This is a genomic window from Knoellia remsis (assembly GCF_003002895.1).
Classification (GTDB): domain Bacteria; phylum Actinomycetota; class Actinomycetes; order Actinomycetales; family Dermatophilaceae; genus Knoellia; species Knoellia remsis.
The window spans coordinates 1-19893 of the sequence record NZ_PVTI01000027.1 but is presented as its reverse complement, the minus strand read 5'-3'; the positions used below and the strand labels follow the sequence as shown (position 1 = coordinate 19893).

Below are 19893 nucleotides of genomic sequence, written 5' to 3'. Positions count from 1 at the left end.
ACAACAGTCTCTCACCCGGGACCGACGGTGCGGCGGGGGTCGTGCCGAGGGAGCCACCGGGCGAGGAGCGGCACCCCGGCGAGGACGAGCGCGCCGAGGACGACGCAGGCCGTCGCCAGGCCCGCGAGCGCCGACACCGCGCTGACGAGGAGCGGCCCGCCGTTCTGCCCGATGAGCGAGAGGAAGCGCCACACCGCGAGGAACTGCACCCTCTGCCCCACGGGTGCGACGTCGGCGCCGAGCGTCTGGACGATGCCGGAGCCGAGCCCGTTGCCGACGCCCATGACCGTCGAGACCACGGTGACCGCCGCGACCGTCTGGGTCAGGGGCAGCACCACCATCCCGACACCGAGGACGAGGAGCAGCGGCACCCCCACCCACACCCGCCCGAAGCGGTCCATCACCGAGCCGGCCGGATAGAAGAGCAGCACCTCGGCCGCCCCCGCGACGCCGAAGATCACCGCCGTCGTGCTGTCGCTGATGCCGACGTGCTCGGCCCACAGCGGCACGACGACGAACCGTCCCTGTCGCGCCGCGCCGATGAGGAGGACGCCGAGCCCGAGGGTCGCGAGGACGCCGCGGTGCCCGCGGACGACGTCGAGCAGTCGTGGTCCGGGCTCCCGGACGGAGGCTGCCCTCTGCGTGTTCGTCGTCCTCTCCCCACCCGAACCCGTATGCCTGCCCGCGCGTGTGGGCGTGTCCCTCTCCGTATGCCGGCCCGCACCCGTGTGCGTGTCCCTCTCCGTATGCCCGCCCGCACCCGTGTGAGTGTCCGGTCCCGTCCCGCCGTGCGCACCCGAGGTGGCGGCCGCACCGGACGTCGCGGGGGCACCCTCGTCGAACTCGTCGTCGCGCAGCGCGACCCACGCCCAGACCGCGGCGAGCAGCCCCGCGACGACCGCGACGGCATACGCGCTCCTCGTGCCCCACACGGCGATGACCGGTGCCGCGAGGAACGGTCCCACGAAGAGGCCGATGCGCTGGACGCCACCCATCGTCGACATCGCGCGAGCCCGCACCCGCACCGGAGCGCGGGCGGTGAGCCAGGACTGGCGGGCGAGGAGGAAGACCGAGCCGGTCGTGCCCATGAGGCCGATGGCGAGCCCGAGGACGAGCAGGTTCGGCGCGAGCACGGCCATGAGTGCCCCGACCGCGTCGACGACGGCCGCCCCGACGAGGGCGCGCCGTTCCCCCACCCGCGCGACGAGGGACCCGGCCGGGAGCGTCGCCACGAACGCCGCCAGCCCCTCGATGAGGACGAACGCCGCCGCCACCGCGACGCTCGCCCCGAGGTCGCGGGCGCTGAGCGCGACGACCGGCAGGGACGCCCCGAGCCCGACCGACCACACCGCCGTGGGCCCGAACGCCGGGAGCGCGATGCTCCTCAGCGAGAGCTCCCGCGGGCCGGGGTTCCCCGTGGAGCTCTCGGACGGCGGCACGCCGCTCACCCTGACACGTAGGTTGGGACCGTGCACGTGGTGATCCCCCAGCGGTACAGCGGCCCTCCGACGTCCGGCAACGGCGGCTGGGTGAGTGGCATCCTCGCCATGCACACCCCGCTCCCGACGGTGGCGTCCGCGGTGACGGCTCGCCTCCAGCAGCCGCCGCCGCTCGAGCGCGAGCTCGTCCTGGACGAGGGCAGGACCCCGGGAGAGGCGACGACCCTCCTCGACGGCGACACGGTCGTCGCGACGGCCGTGGCGGCGCCACCGCTGCGCGAGGAGGTGCCCGACCCCGTCTCCACTGCCGTCGCACGCGAGGCCGAGTCGCGCGGGGTGCGCGCGCAGGATCACCCGTTCCCGACGTGCTACGGCTGCGGACCCGCCAACCCTGACGGCCTCCAGATCCGCTCCGGCGCCGTGGACCCCGCTGGTGCCGACAGCCGGTATGCCGCGACCTGGACACCCCGCGATGCCTCGCTGCCCGAGGTGTGGGCCGCGCTCGACTGCCCCGGCGGCAAGGCCGCCGGGTTCCCGTCGCCGCCCATGGTGCTGGGCACGATGACGGCGCAGCTCTTCACGCCCCCGGTCGTCGGCGAGGAGCACGTCGTCGTGTCGTGGCCGCGCGGGGCGGACGGCCGCAAGAGGTATGCCGGCTCGGCACTCTTCACCGCGGACGGGCAGCTCCTCGCGCGGGCCGAACAGACGTGGATCACCATCGGCCGTGAGCGCGCCGAGGGGTGAGGGCACAATGGTCCCGCCCACCCACCGGATGAACCCGAGACGAGGGAAACCGTGACAACGACGTCCACCCCCGGCGCCGCGACGACCAGCGCCGCCGCCGACCCCGACTTCCGCCCCGGCCTCGAGGGCGTCGTCGCCTTCGAGTCGCAGATCGCCGAACCCGACAAGGAGGGTGGCGCGCTGCGCTACCGCGGGGTCGACATCAAGGACCTCGTCGGCCGGGTGAGCTTCGGCCAAGTGTGGGGGCTGCTCGTCGACAACGAGTTCGACCCGGGCCTGCCGCCGGCCGAGCCGTTCCCGCTGCCGGTGCACACGGGCGACATCCGCGTCGACGTCCAGTCCGCGCTCGCCCAGCTCGCGCCGGTGTGGGGCTTCAAGCCCCTGCTCGACGTCTCCGACGAGGAGGCCCGCGAGCAGCTCGCCCGCGCCTCGGTCATGGCCCTGTCGTTCATCGCCCAGTCGGCGCACGGGCAGAACACGCCGATGGTGCCGCAGTCCGAGGTCGACAAGGGCAGGACGATCGTCGAGCGGTTCATGATCCGCTGGCGCGGCGAGCCCGACCCCAAGCACGTCGAGGCGATCGACGCCTACTTCATCTCCGCGGCCGAGCACGGCATGAACGCGTCGACGTTCACCGCGCGCGTCATCGCATCGACCGGTGCTGATGTCGCCGCGTGCCTGTCCGGCGCGATCGGTGCCCTCTCCGGCCCGCTCCACGGCGGGGCCCCCTCGCGCGCCCAGCACATGATCGAGGGCGTCGAGCAGACCGGTGACGCCGCGGCATACGTGCGTGGAGTCCTCGACCGCGGCGAGCGGCTCATGGGCTTCGGCCACCGCGTCTATCGCGCCTACGACCCACGGGCGGCGGTGCTGCGCGACACGTGCCAGCGGCTCGGCGCCCCGCGCTACGAGGTCGCGCTCGAGCTGGAGAAGGCGGCCATCGCCGCACTGGCCGAGCGCTACCCGGACCGCAAGATGGAGACCAACGTCGACTACTGGGCGGCGGTGCTGCTCGACTTCGCCGAGGTGCCGGGCGACATGATGACGCCGCTGTTCGCCTCGGCGCGCACCGCGGGCTGGTCGGCGCACATCCTCGAGCAGAAGAAGACCGGCCGGCTCATCCGGCCGAGCTCGCGCTACATCGGGGAGGGCCCGCGCGGTCTGGACGAGGTCACCGGCTACCGCGAGAGCTGAGCCGGGACACGCGAGCCCGGCCCGCACACGGCGGGCGACTCACCGGCATACCACTGACCGGCATACGGGCAATCGTCCGCTGGGTGAACGCGCCCGTATGCCGCGTGCTCGCGTTTGGGAGGATGGCGCCGTGACTGACGCCGCGATCACCATCCCCGCTGACCTCCTGCCCGCCGACGGCCGCTTCGGCTCCGGACCCTCGAAGGTCCGCCCCGAGCAGGTCGACTTCCTCGCCTCCCTCGGCACGACCGTCCTCGGCACCTCGCACCGCCAGGCGCCGGTCAAGAACCTCGTGAAGTCGGTCCGCTCCGGCCTCGCCGACCTCTTCTCGCTGCCGGAGGGCTACGAGGTCGTCCTCGGCAACGGTGGCGCGACGGCGTTCTGGGACATCGCCGCGTTCGGGCTCGTGCGCGAGCGCGCCCAGCACCTCGCGTTCGGTGAGTTCTCGAGCAAGTTCGCCGCCGTCACCTCGAACGCGCCGTTCCTCGGCGAGTCCTCGGTCATCAAGAGCGAGCCCGGCACCCGACCGGCGGCGCAGGCCGAGGACGGCATCGACGTCTACGCCTGGGCGCACAACGAGACGAGCACCGGTGTCATGACCGACGTTCGTCGCGTCGAGGGCGCCGCGGACGACGCGCTCGTCCTCATCGACGCCACGTCTGGCGCCGGTGGCCTGCCCGTCGACGTGTCGCAGTCGGACGTCTACTACTTCGGCCCGCAGAAGTGCTTCGCCGCCGACGGTGGTCTCTGGCTCGCGCTCTTCTCCCCCGCCGCGCTGGCCCGGGTCGACGAGATCGCCGCGACCGGCCGCTGGGTGCCTGACTTCTTCAGCCTGCCGACCGCGATCGACAACAGCCGCAAGGACCAGACGTACAACACCCCGGCCGTCGGGACCCTGGCGCTCCTCGACGCCCAACTGCGTTGGCTGGGCGAGCAGGGCGGGCTCGACTGGGCGACGGCCCGCACCAAGGACTCCTCGGACCGCATCTACACGTGGGCCGACTCGATCGACTACGCGACGCCGTTCGTCGCCGACCCGGCCGCCCGAAGCCAGGTCGTCGCGACGATCGACTTCGACGACGCGGTCGACGCCGCAGCCATCGCCAAGACGCTGCGCGCCAACGGCGTCGTCGACGTCGAGCCCTACCGCAAGCTCGGCCGCAACCAGCTGCGCATCGCGACGTTCCCGGCCGTCGAGCCGGACGACGTGAGCAAGCTCCTCGGCGCCATCGAGCACGTCGCCAAGGCGCTCTGACCAGCGGTTTCATCGCGCGCCGTACGGCGCCACGCCCTCACGGGGACGGCTTCCACACGAGGCCGTCCCCGTGCCATGTCCTCGTCCGTGTCCGGGGAATGGACGCGCCTCCCCCGACCTTGAGCACGAATGGCCTTGCCACCTGTGGCAAAACTCACCGAAGGATTTCCCCGCGGCCATACCTCCGGGTAACCTTGATCGGTACGCCAACGACGGCGTGAGCGGAAGGAGCAGCTGACATGGGTGTCAGCACACACCGAGCGGCACTGGCCGCTCTGCGCACCACGACCGGCCGACGCATCGCGGGGGCCGTTGCCGCCATCGCGGTGACGACGACCGGCGTCGCCGCAGTCGCTGCGACCGAGCAGTCCGCCACGGCCAAGCCGCGCATCGTCGTGCCTCCCGTCGCCGTCCAGCAGGCCGGCGGGGTCAAGAGCCTCCCGGCGCTCCCGGCCCTTCCGGCGCTCGCGCTGCCGGACCCGAACTCCTCCATCCCCCCGGAGTCCCTGCCCGGCCCGAGTGAGCCGCAGACCTGGGGCATGTCCAGCGTTGCCGGTGGCATCCCCGCCCAGGCGCTCGCCGCCTACCAGGCCGCGCAGCAGCTGCTCGCGCAGGCCGACCCGGGCTGCAAGATCGACTGGGCGCTGCTCGCCGGCATCGGCAAGGTCGAGAGCGACCACGGGCGCTGGGGCCGCAACCTCCTCGACGCCGCGGGGAACGCGACACCCGGCATCTACGGCATCCCGCTCAACGGCAACGGTGTCGCCCGGATCACCGACACCGATGGCGGCCGCTTCGACCGTGACGTCGTCTTCGACCGGGCCGTTGGACCCATGCAGTTCATCCCGGGCACCTGGAAGTCCGTCGGTCAGGACGGCAACGGCGACGGCAAGCGCGACCCGCAGAACATGGCGGATGCCGCGACCAGTGCGGGGGTCTACCTGTGCTCGGGCCCCGGCGACCTCACGAACGCGAACGACCTGACCAAGGCCGTGCTCCGCTACAACAACTCGATGGACTACGTCCGCAAGGTCACGAGCATCGCCGCGTCGTACCGCGCCGGTCACAGCGTCCTGCCCGCCACGGCTCTCCCGCCGGGGTATGCCGACCGCTCGCCGTACCTGCCGCCGGCCCCCTCGGCCAGCCCCACGCCGACGTCGTCGGCGTCGTCGAAGCCCACGCCGTCGAAGACGACACGGCCGACCACGGCACCCAAGCCGGGCTCGACGAGCAAGCCCACGTCGGCACCCGAACCGGAGCCCGAGGACACCACGGCTCCGCCGGCCCCGGCTCCCAAGCCGACCGTGGCGCCCAAGCTGCCGGTTCCCGTGCCGAAGGTGACGGCGACGCCGCTGCCGTCGACGACCGTCGCGGTCGACCCCGACCCGTTCTCGCCGGGTGACACGGTGAAGATCACCGCCGGTGAGTACCTCGGGCTCTCGGCCAAGGTGCTCAAGGTCGACACCGCCGCCAACACGGTGACGGTGGAGGTCAACGTCCTCGGCCTGCTCAAGCCCTCGGTCGTGCTCCCCTACAGCAGCGTCAAGCTCGTCTGACGCCGACACCGGCACGACAACGACGCCGACGGCCCGGCCCCGCACCAGCGGGACCGGGCCGTCGGCGTGGTGGGCGCCCGGTCGGTCGGGGACACGCCCTCAGGTGAGGACGGCATACGCGACGGCGACGATGACGAGCACAGCAAGCACGCCGAGCGTCATCCGGCGACGGAACGTCGGCGTCATCGCGCCGCCTCCGGCGCCGGCTCGGTGACGGTGTCCCGCACCTTGGGCGGCACGGCCTCGATGGTGAGGCGCGGGTGACGCTGCGACTCGAAACTCACGCGGACATTCTGCTCCCGGGCCAGCCACCACATGACGGCGACCAGGGTGACGCCCACGGCGATGGGGCCGATGGCGATCGTCCAGCGCGCGCCGAAGACCTCGCCGATCCAGCCGATGATCGGGGCGCCGATGGGCGTGCCGCCCATGAAGATCGCCATGTAGAGCGCCATGACCCGACCGCGCACGAGTGGGTCGGCGCGCAGCTGCACCATGGCGTTGGCCGTGGTGAGCGCGGTGAGGGCGGACAGGCCGACGGGCACGAGCGAGAGCGCGAAGAGGGTGTAGGTCGGTGCGAGCGCGGCGGCGGTCGTCGAGAGCGTGAACCCGGCGAGGGCGACGAGGAGGATGCGCAGGCGCGGGCGGGCACGACGGGCGCTGAGCAGGGCGGCCGTGAGGGAGCCGGTCGCCATGATCGAGCCGAGGATGCCGTACTCGGTCGGGCCCTTGCCGAACTCCTGGGTGGCCATGAGCGCCGTCGTCACCTGGAAGTTCATGCCGAAGGTGCCGAGCACGAAGACGAGGAGCATGACGACCTTGAGGTCCGGACGGTTCCGCACGTAGCGGATGCCGTCACGGATCGCGCCCTTGCCGCGGGTCAGCGGCGCCGGCATGAGCTCGCCGGGACGCAGCAGGGCGAGCGCGGCGATGACGAAGACGAAGGTGGCCACGTTGACGAGCAGCGTCCACCCCGTGCCGACGGCGGCGATCATGAGGCCGGCCAGGCCGGGACCGATGAGCCGGCCGGCGTTGAAGCTCGCGCTGTTGAGGGCGACGGCGTTGGCGAGCTTGTCGCGCGGCACCATCTCGGAGACGAACGACTGGCGGGCGGGGTTGTCGATGGCCGTGACGACGCCCTGGGCGAGCGCGATGAGGTAGACGTGCCACAGCGCCGCGACGCCGAACAGCACGAGTGCGGCGAGCACGAGGCTCGTCACGAGGAGCAGGGTCTGCGTCACGAGCAGGATGCGCCGCTTGGGGAAGCGGTCGGCGATGGCTCCGGCCCACGGCGCGAGCACGAGGAACGGCAGGAACTGCAGGCCGGTGACGATGCCGAGCGCCTGGCTCGAGTGGTCGGTCAGCTCGGTGAGGACGAGCCAGTCCTGCGCGACCCGGCCCATCCACGTGCCGATGTTCGAGACGAACGACCCGGCGTAGAAGATGCGGTAGTTGCGGACGGCGAACGAGGTGAACGTGGGGCTCATTCGGCGGCCACGCGGGTGAGGATGGCGGCGGCGCGCTGCAGCACGGCCTGCTCCTCGGGGTCGAGGTGGCTCACGCGGACGAACATCCACGCCTCACGCCGGCGCCGGATCTCCTTGAGGAGCCCGTGGCCGTCTGGGGTGAGGGTGAGGATGACCTGCCGCTTGTCGGTCGGGTCGGCGGTGCGCTCGACGAGGCCCCGCTCCACGAGGCCGTTCGTCGTCCGCGTCATCGACGGCGCGCTCACCCGCTCGATCTCGGCGAGCTCGCCGGGGGTGCGGGGCGCGTCCTCGAGGCGGCAGAGGGCCGAGAACTGGTGCGGCGCAACGGCGTCGGTGCTCTCGTAGCGGACGCGGCGCGAAATGCGCATGCAGGCGAGCCGCAGCTCACCCGCCAGCCTCGACACAGCGGCAGGCGAGAGGGCGGCATACGTGCTGCTCTCGTCACTCCCCATACCTTTAGCCTAACTCATTACTTCGGCTAAGTATTTCCCACGGGGCCCGCGGACGCTAGGGTTCCGCCATGCCCACCGCGAAGACCTCGTCCGAGCCGCGCACCCAGCGCCCCTCGGGCTCGTCCGGGATCGACCGCTTCTTCCACATCACCGAGCGCGGCTCGACGGTCGGCCGGGAGGTGCGCGGCGGCATCGTCACGTTCTTCACCATGGCCTACATCGTCGTGCTCAACCCGCTCATCCTCGGCTTCGCCCAGGACTCCGAGGGCAACTTCCTCGGCGGCGGCGCGGGCGACGGGTCGAACCTGCCCGCCATCGCGGCCGGCACCGCCCTCGTGGCCGGCCTGCTGACGATCCTCATGGGCGTCGTCGCGAACTACCCCATGGCCCTTGCAACCGGCCTCGGGCTCAACGCGTTCGTCGCGTTCGCCGTCGCCTCGCAGATGACCTGGGCCGACGCGATGGGCCTCGTCGTCCTCGAGGGCATCATCATCCTCGTCCTCGTGCTCACCGGCTTCCGGCAGGCGGTCTTCCACGCCGTGCCGACCCAGCTCAAGGTCGCGATCTCGGTCGGCATCGGCCTGTTCATCGCGCTCATCGGGTTCGTCGACGCTGGCTTCGTGCGCCGCACCGCGCAGGGCACGGTGCCGGTCCAGCTCGGCGTCGACGGGTTCCTCGCGGGCTGGCCGACGTTCGTCTTCGTCGCCGGGCTCGTGCTCATCATCGTGCTCTGGGTGCGCAAGGTGCGCGGCGCCATCCTCATCGCCATCATCGCCACGAGCATCCTCGCGATCGTCGTCGAGGCCATCGCCCAGATCGGCCCGGCCGTCGACGGCGACAAGGTCAACTCGACCGGCTGGGGCCTCATCGTCCCGACGCTCCCCGACCAGATCATCGACACCCCGGACTTCGCGACGCTCGGGCAGTTCTCGCTGCTCGGCTCGTTCGACCGCGTCGGGATCGTCGCGGCCGCGCTGCTCATCTTCACCCTCATGCTCGCCGACTTCTTCGACACCATGGGCACGATGACCGCCATCGGACACGAGGCCGACCTCCTCGACGAGGACGGCCTGCCGCCGCACACCGACCGCATCCTCGTCGTCGACTCCCTCGCTGCAGCTGCCGGTGGCGCCGCCGGCGTCTCGTCGAACACGAGCTACATCGAGTCCGCCTCCGGCGTCGGCGAGGGTGCGCGCACCGGCTTGGCGTCCGTCGTCACCGGACTGCTCTTCCTCGCCTCGATGGTCTTCGCGCCGCTCGTCCAGGTCATTCCGTCCGAAGCCGCCGTGCCCGCGCTCGTCCTCGTCGGGTTCCTCATGATGCAGCAGGTCAAGGAGATCGACTGGGACGACGTCGAGATCGCCATCCCGGCGTTCCTCACGATCGTGCTCATGCCGTTCACGTACTCCATCACCGCGGGCATCGGCGCCGGCTTCGTCGCCTACGTCCTCATCAAGGTCGTGCGCGGCAAGGCGTCGGCGATCCACCCGCTCATGTGGCTCGTCGCCGGGCTCTTTGTCCTCTACTTCGCGATCGACCCGATCAAGACCGCCCTCGGCGTCTGAGCGACGGACCCACCTCGGTCAGTCGGTGAGGGCGGCGTTGCCGCGGCCGCGTCGGACGTAGAGCAGCCCGAGCAGGCCCAGCGCAAACCCGGCGACGCACGCCCACGGCCACCACGACCTGTCCCCCTCGTGGAGCGCCGGCACGGCGAGGGTGACGACGAACGCGACGACCCACACCGCGAGCCCCACGACGATGATCCGCTGCGTCGGCACGTCCATCGCGGCGAGGACCTCGGCCTCGCCGTCGGTGACCCGGGTGGCATCGTCCGCGGGGTCGTCCGGTATGCCGGCCGCGCGCCGCGCGTCGCCGGCTCCCGGATCGCTGTGCACACCGTTGCTCATCGCGCGCGTCCCCTCGATCCCTCAGACCCGCTCGAGCTCGGTGTCGTCGAGCACGGGCGGCGCGACGACCTCGGGCTCTGGAGCCTCGACGTCGATCTCGGAGTGTGCGCCGCAGCCGTGGTCAAGGCTCACGACGCGACCGTCGGAGGGCGACCAGGCGTTGGCGCACACGCCGAAAAAAGACCGGAGTGCACCTGCCATCGGGATGAAGAAGCCACACGTCGAGCACGGCGCCGGGGCCTTCTGCGCCACCGGGGCGTTCGGGCCGTGGTCGCCGTCGTACCAGCGCTGCGCCGCGACCTCACGGCCCTCGGCGGAGAGGACGCGCTCGCGGCCCAGCCCGAGCTCGAACTGCGCCAGCTGGTCGACGTCCTCGTCCCCCGTGGCCTCGTAACCGGCCTCGAGGAGCGGGTCGTCGTCGACCTTCGGCGTGACGTCCCCGGGACCGATGTCCCCGGGAGCCAGCCGGTCGGCATACGGAACCCACTCGGGCGACAACAACGCACCGTCACCCGGGACGAGGTTCGTCTCGGAGATGGTGACCGTCTTCGAGCGCGGCACGCGCGCGACGGTGATCGCCCACCGCCAGCCGGGGTACGCCTTGGCGGTGCACGCGAAGTAGTGCGTGCCGACGCGCTCCTCGACCATGTCCATGCCGAGGTGCTCGCCGACGGTGCCGCGCTCGGCGATCGACTCGGCCGCCTCGCGGGCGAGGTCGACGGCGCCGCGCAGGGTCGCGTCGGGCTTGATCGCCGCCATCAGGCGTCGAGGTCGTCGGCGACGGCGCGCAGCACCTGCGCGACCTTCTTGCCGTGCGCGCGGTCGGGGTAGTGGCCGCGACGCAGCGAGGACTGCACCGAGTCGAGGAGGGTGATGACGTCCTCGACGATGACGACCATCTCCTCGGCCGGCTTGCGGTCACGCGCCTTGCGGTTCGCGGTGACGCTCTGGGCCGGGTCGAGCAGTCGCAGCGACAGCGCCTGGGCGCCGCGGCGTCCCTCGACGATGCCGAACTCGACGCGGGCGCCGCTCTTGAGCTGGGTCACGCCCTCCGGGAGCGCGCTCGAGGGCACGAAGACGTCGCCGCCCTCGGTCGGGTCGTCGGTCGAGACGAACCCGAAACCCTTCTCGGAGTCGTAGAACTTCACCTTGCCAGTCGGCACGGGGCACCTCATGTGTCTGCGCTGGGAGTCTGTGTGTCGCCGGCGCGCGGTGGCCGCGTCGCCGGGCGTACCCGTCAAGGCTATCTCGCCTGCCGTATGCCGCGCGCCCGCCTTTCGGGTATGGCGTCCGCTCCCCGTCGAGCCCCGCCGCACCCCGTCGCAGCGAAAGTCGTTTGGGCGGTGTCGGTGGCGGCTGCGAGAGTGCTCCGGTGACGAGCACCCCCGCGCCCCGCGTGAGCCTGCGGCAGTTCTGGGCGGACCTGCCCCCGGCCGGGCGCTGGCTGCTGTCGACGGTCGCGGTGCAGACGCTCGGGCGCGGTCTGACCCTGCCGTTCACCGTGATCTACATGCACGAGGTCCGCGGCATTTCGCTCGACCTCGCCGGCGTCCTCATGGCCGTCATCGCCGTCGTCGCGCTCATCGTCACCGCACCCGGCGGCGCGCTCACCGACCGGTGGGGTGCGCGACGGATGCTGCTCATCGCGACGACGTCACAGCTGGTCGGCTGCGTCATCCTCGCTTTCGCGACGACGCCGTGGGCGTTCGCGCTCGGGTTCTGCTTCATCGGGCTGAACTTCGGCATCTCGTGGCCGGCGTTCAACGCGCTCATCGCGACGATCGTCAGCGGTGAGGCACGCCAGCAGTACTTCGGGGTGAACTTCGCCCTCGTCAACCTCGGCATCGGCCTCGGCGGGGTCATCGGCGGCGTCTTCGCCGATGTCGACAACCCGATGTCATTCACGTGGATCTTCCTCGGCGACGCGGCGAGCATGCTCGTGCCGATCGGGCTGCTGCTCGGTCCGCTGCGGCACGTCCACGGGCGTTCTGAGCGCCCCTCCGACGAGGACGCCGGCGACGAGCCGGGGACCTATGCCGCGATCCTGCGCCAGCCCGCGGTGCTCTGGCTCTCGGCGCTGACCTTCCTCGCGGTCTTCGTCGGCTACGGGCAGATGGAGGCCGGCTTCCCTGCCTTCGCCCGCCAGGTGAGCGAGGTGTCGACGAGCGTCATCGGGTTCGCGTTCGCGGTCAACACCGTCGTCATCGTCACCCTCCAGTTCTGGGTGCTGCGCCGGATCAGCGGGCACCGCCGGACCCGAGTGTTGCTCGTCATGCTCGTGCTCTGGTCGACGGCATGGCTCGCCCTGGGGCTCACCGGCCTCGTCCCCGCGACGGTCGCGGCGACGGTCGGCGTGCTCGTCTTCCACTCGCTCTTCGCGCTCGGCGAGACGATGCTCCAGCCGACGATCCCTGCGATCACCAACGACATGGCCCCGGACCACCTGCGTGGCCGGTACAACGCGGTGAACTCGGGCGCGTTCCAGGCCGGCACGATCCTCGCTCCGATCGTCGCGGGGTTCCTGCTGCGGCACCAGCTGGGATCGGTCTTCATCGGGATGCTCGTCGTCGGCTGCGTCGCCATGGTCGGCCTCGCGCTCGCGCTCGAGAGGCGGATCAGCCCCGCCGTCAACGGGGTCGGGCCCGCCGCCGGCCCGCCCGAGCCGGTCGGAGCCACCGAGGCGGCACCCTCGGGACAGGTCCCGCTCGCCTGACGCCGGACTGTGGCCCGGCCTCGGTGTGGGGTACTCGGTCTGCCCGTCTCAGTTCCGGACGCTGATGCCCCAGGTGCCGGTCCACGTCTCAGCGGGGGCGAGCTCGATGAGCCCGTCACCGGAGTTGAAGGCGTCCGCGGGTGCCGTTATCGGCTCGACGGCGATTCCGTGCTCCCCGGCCTGGTCGGCCTCCGCCTTGCCGGTGAACACCTGCGCCCACGGCAGCGCATCGGCGTCGGCCCACACCTCGACCGGCGCCCGCCCGGGCACGGCCACGGTGACGGCCCACCGGCCGTCGACGGCCGCGAGGTCGGTGTATGCCGTGTCGAGACGCTGCGTCCCGATCGCCTTCCGTTCGCGGAGGTCGTATGCCGTCCCGTCGACGTCCCGCGTCGCCGTGGGCAGGCTGCGCTCGTCCACCTCGACCCAGCGAGAGGCCGGGATGACGAGCTCGACGTCCTCGACGGCGGCGTCGCCGATGGCGATGTAGGGGTGCGCCCCATAGGCGAATGGCGCGGTGCCCTGACCGATGTTCTCGACCCGGGTGGTGACCGAAAGACCTTCTGGCGCAACGGCATACGTGGTCGTGCTTTCGAGGTGCCAGTCCCACCCCGGCTGCGGGAAGAGCCGGTGACCGACGGTGATCGACGTCGGCGTCTGCTCGACGAGTCGCCACGGCGCCCAGCGGACGAGGCCGTGGCTGGCGTTGCCGAGGTCGACCTCGGTGATCGCGAGCTGGCGCTCGGTGCCGGCATACGTGTACCGGCCGTCGCGGATGCGGTTGGGCCAGGGGATGAGCTGCTGGCCGCGCCCGCTCGTGCACACCGCGTCGGCGTCGTAGCCGGCGAGGACGTCGACGCCGCCGCGACGCCAGCGCCGGAGTCCGCCACCGACCTCGACGACGGTGGCCTCGTCGTCGCCGACGGAGATCGTCCACTGCTCGCCGCTCGGTGCCGGGGAGGTCTCGGCGGAGTGGGGGGCGGCGTTCGGGTCGGTGCCGGGCGTGGTCATGGACGCGAATCTACGCGCGTACCGTGGAGCGGTGCCGCACCCGTCGTCCGCACCGAACCGCTCACTCGCGGACGACCTGCGCGATCGCTCCGATGCCGAGATCGTCGCGCTGCTGCGCGCCCGGCCCGACCTCGTTCGGCCAGCACCACCGGACCTCACCGCCCTGGCCGCGCGCAGCTCGACTCGGGCGAGCACGATGCGAGCGGTCGACGGGCTCGACACGGCCCACCTGCTCGTCCTCGACGCGGCCACCCGTGACTCCCGTCCGGCGGGCGCCGATGCTGCGGCCGTGGACGCGGCACGCGAGGACCTGTGGCGGCTCGGACTGGCGTGGCGCGGTCCGGACGGTCTTGTCGTGACCCGCACCGCCGCCGAGGTCGTCACCGACCGGCGCGAACGCGTCGCCGCTGGGATCATCGGTGACGGGTTCAGGCGTCCCGAACTGACCGGCCCGACACCCCCTCCGGACCGGGTTGACGCCGCCGCGGGGGCTGCGGCGAGCGAGGTGCTCGCCCTCGTCGACGAGGTGGTCGACGGCTGGTCGCAGTCCCCACCCCGGGTGCTGCGGGCCGGCGGACTGGCCGTGCGCGACCTCTCCGACACCGCGGCCCGCCTCGACGTGCCGTCGTCACAGGCGGCGTTCCTCGTCGAGCTCGCCCTCGCCGCCGGCCTCGTCGCGGATGACGGCGAGCTCGAGCCGCACTGGGTGCCGACCGCGGACTACGACGCGTGGCAGGGGGCGCCCGGCGGTGAACGCTGGGCCCGTCTCGCGGTGGCCTGGCTCGGCTCCACCCGCGCGGCTCATCGCGTCGGCGGCCGCACCGACACCGGTGCCCCCGTCAACGCGCTCGAGCCCGATGTCACGTGGGCGCCCATCCGTTTCCTGCGCCGGGCGGTGCTCGGTGTCGTCGACGAGGCGAGCGGGGCGGCGCCAGCGCTGGACGATGTCGCCGCCGTCCTGCGTTGGGCGCGACCCCTGCGCGTCCCGGACGACCTCGAAACCGTCGTCGGCGCCGTGCTGCGCGAGGCCGCCTGGCTCGGCGTGCTGGGGCTGGGGACGCTCGGCGCCGGCGGGCGGACCCTGCTCGCCGGGGCCGACCCGCAGCACATCGCCGAGCTCGTCCACCCCCACCTGCCGGCACCCGTCGACGCGGTCCTCCTGCAGGCCGACCTCACCGCCGTCGCCCCCGGTCCGGTGACGGGATCGCTCGCGGCGTTCCTCCGGCTCGTCGGTGACATCGAGTCGCGCGGTGGGGCGTCGGTCTTCCGCTTCGGAGAGGCCTCGATCCGCCGCGCGCTGGACGCGGGCTGGACGGCTGACGACATCCTCGACGGCCTGCGGGATGCGAGCCGGACCCCGGTCCCGCAGCCGCTCGACTACCTCGTCCGTGACGCGGCGCGCCGACACGCATCGGTGCGGGTGAGCGCTGCGACCACCGTGATCCGCAGTGAGGACGAGGGAACCCTGAGCGCGATGCTCGTGGACCCGCGGTTGGACGCGCTCAGGTTGCGCCGCCTGGCACCGACGGTGGTCACCTCGCCGCTCGCCCCGGGCAGGGTCCTCGACCGGCTGCGAGCAGCGGGCTTCGCCTCCGTCGCCGAGAGCGTGACCGGCGAGGTGTCGGCGTCCTCCCCCGGCGCTCGACGTACGTCGCGCCGGCCGGTCACCGACCCCGTGGTCGTCCGCCGACCTGATGGGTCACAGCTCGCGAGTCTCGTCGAGCGGCTGCGGGAGCAGGAGCGGAACCGGGCTTCGACGCACGGTGACGACGGGGCCATGCCGGAGAGCGACCCCGAGACCTCGCTCGCGTTGCTGCGCGATGCTGCCGCGGACCATCGAGGAGTCTGGGTCGGACACACCGACGCATCCGGCGTGAGGAAGCGGCTGCTGTTCTATCCCCAGCGAGTGGACGCCGGCCGCGTCACCGGGCTCGTCGACGGGATGACCCGCACCCTGTCCGTCCACCGCATCACCGGCGTTGCGCCCGACTGACGCCGCGGGTCGTGTCCCCAACCGTCCAATTGGGTGAGAACGGGACGCGAAGGTGAGCACACGGCGTACCGGCGCCTCCGTCCCCAACCGTCCACTTGGGTGAGAACGGGACGCGAAGGTGAGCACACGGCATACCGGCGCCTCCGTCCCCAACCGTCCACTTGGGTGAGAACGGGACGCGGGAGGGGACTGGCCTACGAGGCGGTGCCGAGCGCGCGCACGACCGCGGACGGCGACGGACGGCCGAGGTGCTGTGTCATCCACAGGCTCGTCGACAGCAGCTTCTCGAGGTCGACGCCGGTGCGCACCCCCGCACCCTCCATCGCCCAGACGAGGTCCTCGGTGGCGAGGTTGCCGGTGGCGCTCTTGGCGTAGGGGCAGCCGCCCAGGCCGCCGGTCGAGGAGTCGACGACGGTGACGCCGTGGCGCAGGGCCACAAGCGTGTTGCTCAGCGCCTGGCCATAGGTGTCGTGGAAGTGCACACCGATGACCTCGTCACCGATCCCCTTGTCCCCCAACGCATCGAGCAACCGGTTGACGTGACCGGACGTCGCGACGCCGATGGTGTCGCCGAGCGAGAGCTGGTCGCAACCGAGGTCCATGAGGCGTTGCGAGACGTCGACGACCTGCTCGACCGGCACCGGCCCCTCCCACGGGTCGCCGAAGCACATCGACACATAGGCACGCACCCACATGCCCGCCTCGCGGGCGCGCGCCACCACGGGACGGAACATCTCGATGGACTCGTCGACGGTGCGGTTGAGGTTCTTGCGGGCGAAGGTCTCGGTGGCGCTGCCGAAGATCGCGATGGCACCGACGCCGGCCTCGAGGGCACGGTCCATGCCCCGCTCGTTGGGGACGAGGACGGGACGCCGCGGCCCCCTGCCCTCGTCACCGAGCAGCTCGAGCACCTCGGCGGCGTCGGCGAGCTGCGGCACCCACTGCGGGTTGACGAACGACGTCGTCTCGATCGTCCCGAGTCCGGCCGCGGCGAGCTGACGGATGAACTGGGCCTTGACGTCGGCAGGGACGACGGCCTTCTCGTTCTGCAGGCCGTCGCGAGCGCCGACCTCGTAGATCGTGATCTCGGCTGGCAGCGTCGAGTCCTTCTCGACCTGCGGGGTGCGCATGCTCATGCCCCGATGGTGGCATGCCGGGGCGCCGGCCTCAGCGGGAGAGCCGCCTGCGGCTCCGCCACGCGCTCACGACGATGAACAGGAAGGCGCCCCAGAGCAGGACCGGCAGCAGCCACATGCCGATCATGCCGCGCGTGTCCACGTCACCCTTCACGACGGCGGTCAGTGCCGGGAACGTGAAGATCACGGCGAGCAGCGCCACACCCCACTGCAGCCCGTAGAGACGCGCACCCAGCGACGCCTTCTCCAGTTCCCCCGGGTCCATGGCCGGACGGTCCTGCGCCGATGCCTTGTCCTCGCTCACTGCTCCCCCTCTTCCGGTGTGGATCGGTGAACCAGAGGATACCGTTCTCCCCATGAGCGAGAAGGACGAGCAGGGGAACGAGCAGCAGGGAGGGTTCTCGGACCCGACGGCCAACCCGGACTGGAGCTCCCCCAGCGGCGCTCCGGCGAGCGCGCCCACCGAGCAGATCCCGCAGGGCGGGACCCAGCACCTCCCCCAAGGGTCGAGCGAGTCGAACGACCCGAGCGAGCCGAGCGACCCGACCGCCTCATCGGCACACGGTTCGTCCGGCGGGTCCGAGCCGGGCGTCCCACCCGTCCCGCCAGCCCCGGACCACCCGTCCTACGACAGTCCGCTCGCGGCGCCGCGACCGGGCGGTGACCCCTACGCCGGGTCGAGCGCGCAGCCGACCAACCCCTACCCCGCCGACGCGCGCCCCTCGGACCCCTACTCCCAGAGCCCGTATGCCGCGGCGCCGCCTCCGGCGTCCGACCCGTGGTCCCAGCAGCCGCAGCAGTCGCATGGCGGCCAACAGGCGTACGGTGCGCAGCAGCCCTACGGTGCGCAGCCGGCATACGACCCCTATGCGGCGACCGGCGGCCAGGCCCAGCCCGGCGGCTACCCGCCCTACGCAGCACCCGGTGACTGGCAGAACCCGCCCGCTGCGTACGGCGCGGCGCCGCAGAGCAACACGAGCGCCCTCGTCCTGACGATCCTCTCGGGGCTGCTGACGGTCAGCTGCTGCCTGCCCATGGTCGTCTCGCTGGTCTTCGGCATCATGGCCCTGAGCAAGAACTCCACCGACCCCGAGGGGTCGCGACGGCTCACGAGGTGGGGGTGGATCGCCTTCGCCGTCCTGTTCGTCCTCAGCTTGGTCATCGTGGGAGTCCTCATCGCCTTCGGGGTTGCCGACGGCATGGGCAGCGACTACAGCACCGACTACGAGCCGACCTACTGACGCGAGGACACGACAGACCGCGTGACCGACGGCCCCCTCATCGTCCAGAGCGACAAGACGCTCCTGCTCGAGGTCGACCATCCCCGCGCCGCCGAGGCGCGCCGGGCCATCGCCCCGTTCGCCGAGCTCGAGCGCGCTCCGGAGCACATCCACACCTACCGCGTCACGCCGCTCGGGCTGTGGAACGCCCGCGCCGCCGGGCACGACGCCGAGCAGGTCGTCGACGCCCTCGTGACGCACAGCCGGTATGCCGTCCCGCACTCGCTCCTCGTCGACGTCGCCGAGACGATGGCGCGCTACGGACGGCTCACCCTGACCAAGGACGACGAAGGCCGCCTCGTCCTCCGCACGACGAACCGCGCCGTGCTCACGGAAGTGTTGCGGCACAAGAAGATTCGCCCGCTCGTGGGAGAGCAGCTCGACGACGACACCGTCCTCGTCCACCCGAGCGAACGCGGTCACCTCAAGCAGGAGCTGCTCAAGGTCGGCTGGCCGGCGGAGGACGAGGCCGGCTACGTCGACGGCGAGGCGCACCCCATCGCCCTCGACACCGGTGAGGGCGACGACGCGTGGACCCTGCGGCCCTACCAGGAGCAAGCGGTCGACGGCTTCTGGGACGGCGGCTCCGGCGTCGTCGTCCTCCCCTGCGGCGCCGGCAAGACGCTTGTCGGCGCGGGCGCGATGGCCAAGGCCGCGACGACGACGCTCATCCTCGTGACCAACACCGTCTCGGCGCGGCAGTGGAAGGACGAGCTGCTGCGCCGCACGACCCTCACCGAGGACGAGATCGGCGAGTACTCCGGCTCCCGCAAGGAGATCCGGCCGGTGACCATCGCGACCTACCAGGTGCTCTCGACCCGCCGGAAGGGCGTCTACACCCACCTCGACCTGCTCGACGCGCGGGACTGGGGCCTCATCGTCTACGACGAGGTGCACCTGCTGCCGGCACCGATCTTCCGGATGACCGCCGACCTCCAGGCCCGTCGCCGCCTCGGCCTCACCGCGACGCTCGTGCGCGAGGACGGGCGCGAGTCCGACGTCTTCTCGCTCATCGGGCCCAAGCGATTCGACGCGCCGTGGAAGGACATCGAGGCGCAGGGGTACATCGCACCCGCGGACTGCGTCGAGGTGCGGGTCACGGTGCCCGAGGGGCAGCGGATGGCGTATGCCGTCGCTGACGCCGACGACCGCTACCGCCTCGCCTCCTGCTCGGACGCCAAGCTCCCCGTCGTCGAACGCCTCGTGGCCCGGCACCGCGGCGAGCCGACCCTCGTCATCGGGCAGTACCTCGACCAGCTCGAGGAGATCTCGGGGCGGCTCGATGCCGAGCTCATCACCGGTGAGACGCCGGTGGCTCAGCGGCAACGGCTCTTCGAGGCCTTCCGGACGGGCGAGATCTCGCTGCTCGTCGTGAGCAAGGTCGCGAACTTCTCGGTCGACCTGCCGGAGGCGAGCGTCGCCATCCAGGTGTCCGGGACGTTCGGCTCCCGGCAGGAGGAGGCGCAACGGCTCGGCCGGGTGCTCCGGCCCAAGGGCGACGGACGGACCGCGCACTTCTACACCGTCGTCGCGCGGGACACCGTCGACGCCGACTTCGCCGCGCACCGGCAGCGATTCCTCGCCGAGCAGGGCTACGCGTACCGCATCGTCGACGCCGACGACCTCGACAGCTAGCTGTACTCGGCCGCGAGGTTGGTGACACGTAGGCGTTGACGACGAGGAGAACCTCCGGGTGAGGTGTGGATTGTCGAAGTCCCAACCGCCC

The 19893-nt window shown here is 71.9% G+C and carries 18 protein-coding genes; 9 read left to right on the top strand and 9 right to left on the bottom strand.

Features of this window, described 5'->3' with window-relative positions:
* Positions 1 to 11 precede the first annotated feature (11 nt).
* On the bottom strand, positions 12 to 1439 hold the full coding sequence (locus BCF74_RS17770) for an MFS transporter (RefSeq protein ID WP_245889374.1): 1428 nt from the start codon (positions 1437 to 1439) through the stop codon (positions 12 to 14).
* Positions 1440 to 1478: 39 nt separating this feature from the next.
* Between BCF74_RS17770 and BCF74_RS14180 the strand changes: the two genes are divergently transcribed.
* The 4 genes from BCF74_RS14180 (at position 1479) to BCF74_RS14165 (ending at position 6188) form a co-directional block, all read left to right on the top strand.
* Positions 1479 to 2183 (top strand): hotdog family protein, encoded by a 705-nt coding sequence (locus tag BCF74_RS14180; protein ID WP_146132980.1) that lies wholly within the window; start codon positions 1479 to 1481, stop codon positions 2181 to 2183.
* 51 nt (positions 2184 to 2234) lie between these two features.
* The gene (locus BCF74_RS14175) at positions 2235 to 3377 is read left to right on the top strand and encodes a citrate synthase 2 (RefSeq protein WP_106298616.1); all 1143 of its coding nucleotides are present in this window, start codon (positions 2235 to 2237) and stop codon (positions 3375 to 3377) included.
* Positions 3378 to 3507: 130 nt separating this feature from the next.
* Positions 3508 to 4632: a phosphoserine transaminase gene (gene serC / locus BCF74_RS14170; protein ID WP_106298615.1), complete on the top strand. Its 1125-nt coding sequence runs from the start codon at positions 3508 to 3510 to the stop codon at positions 4630 to 4632.
* 239 nt (positions 4633 to 4871) lie between these two features.
* Positions 4872 to 6188 (top strand): lytic murein transglycosylase, encoded by a 1317-nt coding sequence (locus BCF74_RS14165; protein WP_106298614.1) that lies wholly within the window; start codon positions 4872 to 4874, stop codon positions 6186 to 6188.
* Positions 6189 to 6370: 182 nt separating this feature from the next.
* Here BCF74_RS14165 and BCF74_RS14160 read toward each other — a convergent pair whose 3' ends face one another.
* On the bottom strand, positions 6371 to 7675 hold the full coding sequence (locus BCF74_RS14160) for an MFS transporter (protein ID WP_106298613.1): 1305 nt from the start codon (positions 7673 to 7675) through the stop codon (positions 6371 to 6373).
* Positions 7672 to 8127, bottom strand: a complete 456-nt coding sequence (locus BCF74_RS14155; RefSeq protein WP_177426670.1) for a MarR family winged helix-turn-helix transcriptional regulator — start codon at positions 8125 to 8127, stop codon at positions 7672 to 7674. The genes BCF74_RS14160 and BCF74_RS14155 overlap by 4 nt, the downstream gene beginning before the upstream one ends.
* Before the next feature lie 68 nt (positions 8128 to 8195).
* Here BCF74_RS14155 and BCF74_RS14150 point away from each other — a divergent pair, with 68 nt between their 5' ends.
* Entirely contained in the window at positions 8196 to 9692 is a 1497-nt protein-coding gene (locus tag BCF74_RS14150) for an NCS2 family permease (protein ID WP_106298612.1), read from the top strand.
* An 18-nt stretch (positions 9693 to 9710) separates the two neighbouring features.
* Here the strand turns inward: BCF74_RS14150 and BCF74_RS14145 are convergent, their stop codons facing one another.
* From BCF74_RS14145 to BCF74_RS14135, 3 genes are read right to left on the bottom strand one after another with little or no spacing between them, the layout of a single operon-like run.
* Positions 9711 to 10034 carry a DUF2530 domain-containing protein gene (locus BCF74_RS14145; RefSeq protein WP_106298611.1) on the bottom strand — a complete coding sequence of 108 codons (324 nt, stop codon included), beginning with the start codon at positions 10032 to 10034 and terminating at the stop codon, positions 9711 to 9713.
* Positions 10035 to 10055: 21 nt separating this feature from the next.
* On the bottom strand, positions 10056 to 10793 hold the full coding sequence (locus BCF74_RS14140) for a DUF3027 domain-containing protein (protein WP_106298610.1): 738 nt from the start codon (positions 10791 to 10793) through the stop codon (positions 10056 to 10058).
* Positions 10793 to 11197: a cold-shock protein gene (locus tag BCF74_RS14135; RefSeq protein ID WP_106298609.1), complete on the bottom strand. Its 405-nt coding sequence runs from the start codon at positions 11195 to 11197 to the stop codon at positions 10793 to 10795. The genes BCF74_RS14140 and BCF74_RS14135 overlap by 1 nt, the downstream gene beginning before the upstream one ends.
* 209 nt (positions 11198 to 11406) lie before the next feature.
* On the opposite strand from BCF74_RS14135, the gene BCF74_RS14130 reads away from it, so the two are divergent.
* A complete protein-coding gene (locus tag BCF74_RS14130; RefSeq protein WP_106298608.1) occupies positions 11407 to 12747 on the top strand; it encodes an MFS transporter in 1341 nt (446 codons plus the stop codon).
* Between the two features lie 48 nt (positions 12748 to 12795).
* Here the strand turns inward: BCF74_RS14130 and BCF74_RS14125 are convergent, their stop codons facing one another.
* Positions 12796 to 13758 (bottom strand): aldose 1-epimerase family protein, encoded by a 963-nt coding sequence (locus tag BCF74_RS14125; protein WP_106298607.1) that lies wholly within the window; start codon positions 13756 to 13758, stop codon positions 12796 to 12798.
* Between the two features lie 31 nt (positions 13759 to 13789).
* Between BCF74_RS14125 and BCF74_RS14120 the strand changes: the two genes are divergently transcribed.
* Entirely contained in the window at positions 13790 to 15751 is a 1962-nt protein-coding gene (locus BCF74_RS14120; RefSeq protein ID WP_245889373.1) for a helicase-associated domain-containing protein, read from the top strand.
* A gap of 194 nt (positions 15752 to 15945) precedes the next feature.
* Here the strand turns inward: BCF74_RS14120 and BCF74_RS14115 are convergent, their stop codons facing one another.
* Positions 15946 to 16881, bottom strand: a complete 936-nt coding sequence (locus BCF74_RS14115) for a hydroxymethylglutaryl-CoA lyase (RefSeq protein WP_106298640.1) — start codon at positions 16879 to 16881, stop codon at positions 15946 to 15948.
* 37 nt (positions 16882 to 16918) lie between these two features.
* On the bottom strand, positions 16919 to 17191 hold the full coding sequence (locus BCF74_RS14110) for a hypothetical protein (protein ID WP_106298606.1): 273 nt from the start codon (positions 17189 to 17191) through the stop codon (positions 16919 to 16921).
* A gap of 52 nt (positions 17192 to 17243) precedes the next feature.
* Between BCF74_RS14110 and BCF74_RS14105 the strand changes: the two genes are divergently transcribed.
* Entirely contained in the window at positions 17244 to 18128 is an 885-nt protein-coding gene (locus BCF74_RS14105; RefSeq protein WP_106298605.1) for a DUF4190 domain-containing protein, read from the top strand.
* Positions 18129 to 18149: 21 nt separating this feature from the next.
* Positions 18150 to 19802 carry a DNA repair helicase XPB gene (locus tag BCF74_RS14100; RefSeq protein ID WP_106298604.1) on the top strand — a complete coding sequence of 551 codons (1653 nt, stop codon included), beginning with the start codon at positions 18150 to 18152 and terminating at the stop codon, positions 19800 to 19802.
* The last annotated feature ends 91 nt before the right edge of the window (positions 19803 to 19893 follow it).

What these genes read in the sequence shown, in the direction of transcription:
- BCF74_RS14115 (WP_106298640.1), bottom strand. Translation starts at nt 16,881, where the DNA reads ATGCGCACCCCGCAGGTCGAGAAGGACTCGACGCTGCCAGCCGAGATC.
- BCF74_RS14105 (WP_106298605.1), top strand. Translation starts at nt 17,244, where the DNA reads ATGAGCGAGAAGGACGAGCAGGGGAACGAGCAGCAGGGAGGGTTCTCG.
- BCF74_RS14140 (WP_106298610.1), bottom strand. Translation starts at nt 10,793, where the DNA reads ATGGCGGCGATCAAGCCCGACGCGACCCTGCGCGGCGCCGTCGACCTC.
- BCF74_RS14160 (WP_106298613.1), bottom strand. Translation starts at nt 7,675, where the DNA reads ATGAGCCCCACGTTCACCTCGTTCGCCGTCCGCAACTACCGCATCTTC.
- BCF74_RS14165 (WP_106298614.1), top strand. Translation starts at nt 4,872, where the DNA reads ATGGGTGTCAGCACACACCGAGCGGCACTGGCCGCTCTGCGCACCACG.
- BCF74_RS14150 (WP_106298612.1), top strand. Translation starts at nt 8,196, where the DNA reads ATGCCCACCGCGAAGACCTCGTCCGAGCCGCGCACCCAGCGCCCCTCG.
- BCF74_RS14145 (WP_106298611.1), bottom strand. Translation starts at nt 10,034, where the DNA reads ATGAGCAACGGTGTGCACAGCGATCCGGGAGCCGGCGACGCGCGGCGC.
- BCF74_RS14125 (WP_106298607.1), bottom strand. Translation starts at nt 13,758, where the DNA reads ATGACCACGCCCGGCACCGACCCGAACGCCGCCCCCCACTCCGCCGAG.
- BCF74_RS14155 (WP_177426670.1), bottom strand. Translation starts at nt 8,127, where the DNA reads ATGGGGAGTGACGAGAGCAGCACGTATGCCGCCCTCTCGCCTGCCGCT.